At 66.2% G+C, this 7434-nt stretch carries 8 protein-coding genes; 5 read left to right on the plus strand and 3 right to left on the minus strand.

The annotated features are described in order from the left end of the window. Window positions 1–84 precede the first annotated feature (84 nt). On the plus strand, window positions 85–1482 hold the full coding sequence (locus QMX83_RS18825) for an efflux transporter outer membrane subunit (RefSeq protein WP_282298170.1): 1398 nt from the start codon (window positions 85–87) through the stop codon (window positions 1480–1482). Window positions 1483–1558: 76 nt separating this feature from the next. Here the strand turns inward: QMX83_RS18825 and QMX83_RS18830 are convergent, their stop codons facing one another. The 3 genes from QMX83_RS18830 to QMX83_RS18840 form a co-directional block, all read right to left on the minus strand. Further along, window positions 1559–1984 carry a low affinity iron permease family protein gene (locus QMX83_RS18830; protein ID WP_282298171.1) on the minus strand — a complete coding sequence of 142 codons (426 nt, stop codon included), beginning with the start codon at window positions 1982–1984 and terminating at the stop codon, window positions 1559–1561. Window positions 1985–2053: 69 nt separating this feature from the next. Then, window positions 2054–2389 (minus strand): hypothetical protein, encoded by a 336-nt coding sequence (locus QMX83_RS18835; RefSeq protein ID WP_282298172.1) that lies wholly within the window; start codon window positions 2387–2389, stop codon window positions 2054–2056. Between the two features lie 354 nt (window positions 2390–2743). Then, window positions 2744–3196 carry a nucleoside deaminase gene (locus tag QMX83_RS18840; RefSeq protein ID WP_282298173.1) on the minus strand — a complete coding sequence of 151 codons (453 nt, stop codon included), beginning with the start codon at window positions 3194–3196 and terminating at the stop codon, window positions 2744–2746. Between the two features lie 97 nt (window positions 3197–3293). On the opposite strand from QMX83_RS18840, the gene ubiE reads away from it, so the two are divergent. The 4 genes from ubiE to QMX83_RS18860 all read left to right on the plus strand — a co-directional run. Further along, window positions 3294–4055 carry a bifunctional demethylmenaquinone methyltransferase/2-methoxy-6-polyprenyl-1,4-benzoquinol methylase UbiE gene (gene ubiE / locus QMX83_RS18845; protein WP_282298174.1) on the plus strand — a complete coding sequence of 254 codons (762 nt, stop codon included), beginning with the start codon at window positions 3294–3296 and terminating at the stop codon, window positions 4053–4055. 139 nt (window positions 4056–4194) lie between these two features. Then, the gene (locus tag QMX83_RS18850) at window positions 4195–6156 is read left to right on the plus strand and encodes a M1 family metallopeptidase (RefSeq protein ID WP_282298175.1); all 1962 of its coding nucleotides are present in this window, start codon (window positions 4195–4197) and stop codon (window positions 6154–6156) included. A gap of 102 nt (window positions 6157–6258) precedes the next feature. Then, window positions 6259–6990: a hypothetical protein gene (locus tag QMX83_RS18855; RefSeq protein WP_282298176.1), complete on the plus strand. Its 732-nt coding sequence runs from the start codon at window positions 6259–6261 to the stop codon at window positions 6988–6990. After that, the coding region (locus QMX83_RS18860; RefSeq protein WP_282298177.1) for a hypothetical protein at window positions 6987–7434 on the plus strand (448 nt) is incomplete at its 3' end. The genes QMX83_RS18855 and QMX83_RS18860, both read left to right, overlap by 4 nt.

Here is a 7434-nt window from a genome sequence, read left to right on the forward strand (position 1 = left end):
ACACGCGGCGCGCGCCATCAAACCCTAAATCGCCTTATTTGGGGGGGCCCCCCCCCCCCCGCCCCCCGCTACCGGAGACACCCCATGAAACAGTTTTCTCTTGCTCTCTCCGTGGCGGCGGTTCTGCTTGCCTCCGGCTGCAGCATGCTGGAGCCGCGCAGCACCGAGGTCGCTCCGGCGATCCCGGCGCAGTGGCCGGCGACCGCATCCACCGCTCCGGCCGTCGAGGTCGATGCCATCGGTTGGCGCGACTACTTCGTCGACGCGCGCCTGCAGACCGTCATCGACCAGGCGCTGGACAACAACCGCGACCTGCGCGTGGCGGTGCTCAACGTAGAAAAGGCCCGCGCCCAGTACCGCATCCAGCGCGCCGACCGGATGCCGGCCATCGCTGCACAAGGGCAGATGACCCGCACCGGCGGTGACGCACCGGTGGCGGAGCAGTTCAGTGCCAACCTGGGCGTGGCCGAGTTCGAACTGGACCTGTTCGGTCGCGTCCGCAACCTCAGCGAGGCGGCGCTGCAGCAGTACTTTGCCGAGGCCGCCAATCGCCGCAGCGCGCAGCTGTCGCTGGTCGCCGAAGTGGCCAATGCGTGGCTGACCCTGGGGGCGGATCGCGAGCAGCTGCGGATCGCCCAGGACACCCTGGCCGCGCACCAGGAGTCGTTGCGTCTGACCGAAGCGCGCCACCAACTCGGCGGTGCGTCGGCACTGGAACTCAGCCAGACCCGTACGCTGGTGGAGACCGCGCGTACCGATGTGGCCCGTTACCAGGGCCAGGTGGCGCAGGACCGCAACGCGCTGACCTTGCTGGCCGGTGGGCCGGTCGATGACAGCTCGCTGCCCGAGGGCGCGGTGTTCGATGTTGCCGCCGTACGTGCCATTCCGGCCGGCGTGCCCGGCGAGGTCCTGCTGCGCCGACCCGACGTGATGTCGGCCGAGCACCTGTTGCTGGCGGCCAACGCCAACATCGGCGCGGCCCGCGCGGCGTTCTTCCCGTCCATCCGCCTGACCGGCAGCATCGGTTCCGCGTCGGATGAACTGTCGGGGCTGTTCGACAGCGGCACCCGGGTGTGGAGCTTCATGCCGCAGATCAGTATTCCGATCTTCCAGGGCGGCAAGCTGCGCGCTGGACTGGGCGTGGCCAATGCCAATCGGGACATCGCCCTGGCGCAGTACGAAAAGGCGATCCAGTCCGGGTTCCGCGAGGCGGCAGATGCACTGGCGCTCAATGACAGCCTGGATGCACAGCTGGAGGCGCAGCAGGCGCTGGTGGCAGCAGCCGAGCAGACGCAGACCCTGTCACAGGCGCGCTATGACGCCGGCCTGGACAGCTTCCTGACCCTGCTGGATGCGCGTCGAACCGCGTACACCGCGCGGCAGTCGCTGGTCAGCACGCAGCTGGCGCAGCAGTCCAACCAGGTGGCGCTGTACAAGGTGCTCGGCGGCGGCTGGCATGAGCGGGGTGTGGCCGCGCGGTAAGTCGATGATGGCGTAGAGCCACGCCCTGCGTGGCTTCGACCAGGCCGGAACTCGCATAGAGCCACGCCCTGCGTGGCTAGGTTGGGGCGTCCGGCGTCCCAGCCACGCAGGGCGTGGCTCTACGGCGATCAAGTGCCGTGCGCGCCGCCTGGGCCATCTGCTCATACTCGCGGCGGATCTGCTCGAGCCGGTCCTCGTCCAGCTCTTCCAGGTCCAGCAGCTCGTTGTTGGCCGCGTCCACGGCGCGGATCAGCTCGTCCAGCTTGATCTGCACGGCGGCGGCATCTGCGTTCTGGGTGTGCTGGATCAGGAACACCATCAGGAAGGTAATGATGGTGGTGCCGGTGTTGATCACTAGCTGCCAGGTATCGTTGAACTGGAATACGGGGCCGGTCACGCCCCAGATCACCACGATGGCGACGGCGGCCAGAAAGGTCCACGGCCGCCCTGTCGCCCGGGCGGCCTTCTTGGCCACTGTATTGAACAGATCACGCAGATTCATCGCTTGCACCACTGGCCAGAGTGGCTGGCATCTTCAGCGCCGTGGCGTGTAAGGCCTGTGCAGCGGCGATCAGACGCTGGCGGCAATCAGCCGTGGACGGGTGGCGCGATCGGTGTGGCTGCTCAGGTACACGTGCTCCCAGCACTGGTCGACGAACGCGCGGGCTTCGTCTTCGGTCAGGCGCGGCATGATCTTCAGTGCGTACTCGGTCTGGAACACGGCTTCGCGCTCCTCGTCGCTGGCGCGCGGATGGGTGATCAGCGAGTCGCAGGCGAACTTGATCCACGGCACGAAATGACCGAACGAGCCGCCACCCATGAGACCGTCGGCGTGACGCTGCCGCCAGTAGTTCACTTCGGCATCCACATTGATCACGGCAGGAACGGAAAACGAGGCTGAGGGCATGGCGGTGTCGATTCGGCAGAGGGAAGAGGGGGCGTGCCAAGCATGCGTAACACGCGGTGCATGCAACGTAATGGCGATGTGCAGCGCGTGTGTCGACATCGCGTTGACGCCATCTGCACGTGCGCAGCAACGCACGCCCACCGTAGGCGCATACCTCAGGGCAGTTGTTATCGACGTGTGGTGTTGAAGCGCGCGAACGCATCCTGGTGCGGCGCGGTGTGCAGAAAGCTCAGCATTACCAGTGCTTCTGCGGCTTTGTCGTTCTCTGAAGCATTCATGACTGCGCGCAATGGCGGTGCGACATAACGTCGCAATCTGCGCGCCGGAGCCTTCGGCGCGCAGATCGGAGGCGGATTACTCGCCGATGTCTTCGTTCCAGACCTCCGGATGCGCGGAAATGAATCCGCCCAGCAGGTCGATGCATTCCTGGTTCTGCAGGTCGATCACCTGCACACCGTTCTCACGCAGCCAGTCGATGCCACCCTGGAAAGTGACCGACTCGCCGACCACCACCGTGCCGATGTTGAACTGGCGCACCAGCCCGCTGCAGTACCAGCACGGGGCCAGGGTGGTGACCATGATGGTGTCGCGGTAGCGGCGCTGGCGGCCGGCTTTGCGGAAGGCGTCGGTTTCGCCATGAACGGACGGATCGCCTTCCTGCACGCGGCGGTTGTGACCGCAGCCGAGCAGGCGGCCATCGTTGTGGTACAGGGCCGCGCCGATGGGAATGCCACCTTCCGCCAGGCCCTGGCGGGCTTCGGCAATGGCGGTCTGCAGCAGGGCGGCGTAGTCGGGCGTGGTGATCATGGCGGTTCCTGTCCAAAGTGACCGCCATGATAGGCGGCGCTGCCCGGGTTGGCTGCCCCGGGTGCCGCGAACGCCCCAGCGGTGCGATAATCGGGCCATGAGCGAATCCCCCTACAAGACTGGCACCACCCATTTCGGCTTCCGCGACGTTGCCGCCAAGGACAAGCAGAAGCTGGTGGGCGAAGTGTTCACCTCGGTCGCGCGCAACTACGACCTGATGAACGACCTGATGAGCATGGGCATCCACCGGGCGTGGAAGCGCTACTACGTGGCCACCGCGCATGTGAAGCCCGGCGACCGCGTGCTCGACCTGGCCGGCGGCACCGGCGACATCGCCGCGCTGATCAAGGAGCGGGTGGGGGACGAGGGCGAAGTGGTGCTGGGCGATATCAACGCCGGCATGCTGTCGGTGGGGCGCGACCGCCTGACCAACCGCGGGCTGGTCTCCGGCCTGCAGTACGTGCAGTGCAACGCCGAGGCGCTGCCGTTCCCGGACAACAGCTTCGACCTGGTCACGATTGCCTTTGGCCTGCGCAACGTCACCGACAAGGACGCCGGTCTGCGCGAGATGTACCGCGTGTTGAAGGTGGGCGGCCAGGCACGGGTGCTGGAGTTCTCGGAAGTGACCGCCGACTGGTTCAAGCCGATCTACGACTTCCACTCGTTCAAGATCCTGCCCAAGCTGGGTCAGCTGTTCGCCCGCGACGCCGACAGCTACCAGTATCTGGCCGAGAGCATCCGCAAGCACCCGCCGCAGGAGCAGCTCAAGACCATGATGGGCGAGGCCGGCTTTGCCCGCTGCCATTACAAGAACCTGACCGGCGGCATCGTCTCGATCCACTCCGGCTACAAGGTGTAATCACCGTAGAGCGGGGCTTGCCCCGCTGCGTGAAAGATCGTGCCGGGCAAGACCCGGCACTACGTTAGCAGGCGTGGCTTTCCGTATTCAGCTTGCGACAGGCGTAAACTGGCGGTTTCACCCCGACCGGTCCCGATTGATGCGATCCCCGTTCCTGTTGATTCCCCTGGCCGTTGCCCTGGCCGCCGGCTGCTCGAAAGAGCCCGCTGCGCCCACCGCCGAGCCCGCCGCCCAACCTGCCGCTGCCAACGCCGTGAAAGCTGAAAACCGCAACCATGACGAAAGCTCGTACGCCGAGCCGGACAAGGTCGTCATCAAAGACCTGGCGCTGGACCTGAAGCTGGACTTCGACAACAAGCAGATCGGTGGCACCGCCACCTACACGCTGGACTGGAAGGACAAGGCGGCCAAGCAGCTGGTGCTGGATACCCGTGAGCTGACCATCGAAAAGGTGGAAGCCGTCACCGCCGATGGCAAGACCGCGCCGCTGCAGTTCGCGCTGGCCACTGCCGACAAGGTGTTTGGCAGCAAGCTGACCATCGAAACCCCGGAGCAGCCGGCCAAGGTCGCGATCACCTACCACACGGCCCCGACCGCCTCGGGCCTGCAGTGGCTGGAGCCGTCGATGACCGAAGGCAAGCAGCTGCCTTTCATGTTCAGCCAGTCGCAGGCGATCCACGCCCGCTCCTGGGTGCCGCTGCAGGACACCCCGAGCGTGCGCTTCACCTACAGCGCCCACGTGACCTCGCGTCCGGACGTGATGGTGCTGATGAGCGCCGACAACGACCCCAAGGCCGCGCGTGATGGTGATTACACCTTCAAGATGCCGCAGCCGATTCCGTCTTACCTGCTGGCCATCGCCGCCGGCGACCTGGTGTTCGAGCCGATCTCCGGCCGCTCCGGCGTGTGGGCGGAACCGACCATGGTCGGCAAGGCTGCCAAGGAGTTCGAAGACACCGAGAAGATGATCGGTGCCGCTGAGAAGCTGTACGGCGAATACCGCTGGGGCCGCTACGACATGCTGGTGCTGCCGCCGTCGTTCCCGTTCGGTGGCATGGAAAACCCGCGCCTGACCTTCGCCACCCCGACCGTGATCGTGGGCGACAAGTCGCTGGTGTCGCTGGTCGCCCATGAGCTGGCGCACAGCTGGTCGGGCAACCTGGTGACCAACTCCAGCTGGAAGGACATCTGGCTCAACGAAGGCTTCACCACCTACGTGCAGGGCCGCATCACCGAGGCGCTGTACGGCCAGGAAATGGCCGAGATGGAGCGCGAGATCGACCAGAACGACCTGCTCGCCGAGGTCAAGGACATGAGCCCGGCCGACCAGGCCCTGGCGCTGCCGCCGCTGACCGAGCGTGACCCGGACGAGGCATTGAGCAACGTCGCCTATGTGAAGGGGTCGTGGTTCCTGCAGTTCCTGGAACAGCGCTTTGGTCGCGAGACCTTCGACCCGTTCCTGCGCAGCTGGTTCGATGACCACGCCTTCCAGAGTGCCAACACCGACCAGTTCGTCGAGTACTTGAAGAAGAACCTGCTGTCCAAGAAGCCCGGCGCGGTCACCGACGCCGAGCTGAAGGCGTGGCTGGACGAACCGGGCATTCCGGCATTCGCCGCCAAGGCCCGTTCGCGTAACTTCACCATCGTCGACACCGCCCGCATCAGCTGGGAAGGCAGCGACAAGCTGCCCAGCCCGCAGATCACCACCGAGTGGGGCACCCAGGAGTGGGTCCACTTCATCGACGGCATGGGCAAGACCCTGCCGGTCGAGAAGCTGGCCGCGCTGGACCGCGCGTATCACTTCACCGGCACCGCCAATGGTGAGATCGCCATGCGCTGGTACCCGCTGGCCATCCGCAGTGGTTACACGGAAGCCAACGAAGCGGCCGGTGCGTTCATCGAGCGCGTCGGTCGTCGCAAGCTGATCCTGCCGATCTACGCGGAGCTGGTGAAGACTCCGGAAGGGCTGGCGTTCGCCAAGGCGGCGTTCGAGAAGGCCAAGCCGGGCTATCACCCGATCACCACCGCCTCGGTGCAGGACATGCTGGACAAGGCCTCGCCGGCTCCGGCGGCGGCTCCTGCGCCGGCACCGGCCCCGTAAGCCAGGTGACAACGAGTGAATGAAAAACGGCGGGGAAACCCGCCGTTTTTTTTGGGTAACGGTGGCCGTTACACTTCAAGCATCTTTCGTACGGACACTGCCATGAAGCGACTGATCCTCATTGCCGCCTGCACGCTCGCATTGGCGGCCTGCACCGATCCGGAAAAGGAGCGCCAGGCCCAGGAGGCCGCGGCTGCCGCCGCCAAGGCCGCGAAAGAGGAAAAGGCCGAAGGTGTGGCCAAGCAGTACGACATGGCCGTGGCGTCGCAGGACTGGGAGAAGGCCCGCATCCACGGCGGCTCCCTGCTGGACATCTACAAGGACACCGACGTCGCCGCCCGCATCGAACCCGGCTTCGCCGAGGTCAAGGCCAAGGCCGAGGCCGCGCGCGACCTGCGCCGCATGCAGGGCCTGTGGCACTACAACACGATTGCCGTCGGCACCAAGGGCAGCCAGATCTCCGCTTCGATCTACAGCAAGGAGCGGGTGGATGTGGATGGCAGCGGTCCCAAGCCGGTGCAGCTGGTGTTCCGCGACCACCCCGAATGGAAGCGCCACGCCTACCTGGTGCTGCAGGCCGGCGATTTCCGCTGCCCGCAGTGCACGGTCAAGGTCACCGTCGACGACGGCAAGCCGGTCAACATGGCCGCCTGGCGGCCCAAGACCGACGAGGCCATCGCCATGTTCATCACCGACCAGAAGGCGCTGTGGAAGCTGGCCCGCAAGGGCAAGACGATCAGCATCGAGTTCCCGGTAAAGGCCGGTGGCACCCGTACCGCGGTGTTTGAAACCGGCGGTGTGGACGCCAGCCGCATGCCGGGGTGGTGGAATTGAGCGCGCCAGGGTGGTTCCTGCTGGCGGCAGGGATGGTCGCGCTTGCGGCCCCCGGCCTGGCCCGCAGCGCCGACCGCGACGGCACGCCGTTCGCCGTGCACGGCGAGCAGCTGCAGGTGGCCGTGCCGTCAGGCTGGAAGCTGGCCTGGATGGCCGGCGACCGCAGCGGCAATGGCGAAGTGATGCAGGAGTACATTCCGGCCGACCAGGACATCAAGAACTGGCGTGGCCAGTACCTGCTGGTCGGACGCGTTCCACTGCCGCCGGCCGAGGTCACCAAGGAAGTCGCCGCGATGGGCAAGACCTTGCCGCAGATGGTTGCGATGGTGAGCCAGCAGGAGGCCCGTAAGGTGTGTGGTGGCACCTTCACCGAGATCGAGCCGCGGCGCGGCGCGGGCCGGGCGGGGGGGTGCCCCCGCCCCCGGGGGGTGTGGGGCCGCGTGG

Origin of the sequence: Stenotrophomonas sp. PS02289 (genome assembly GCF_029960115.1) — a bacterium.
Lineage (GTDB): Bacteria > Pseudomonadota > Gammaproteobacteria > Xanthomonadales > Xanthomonadaceae > Stenotrophomonas.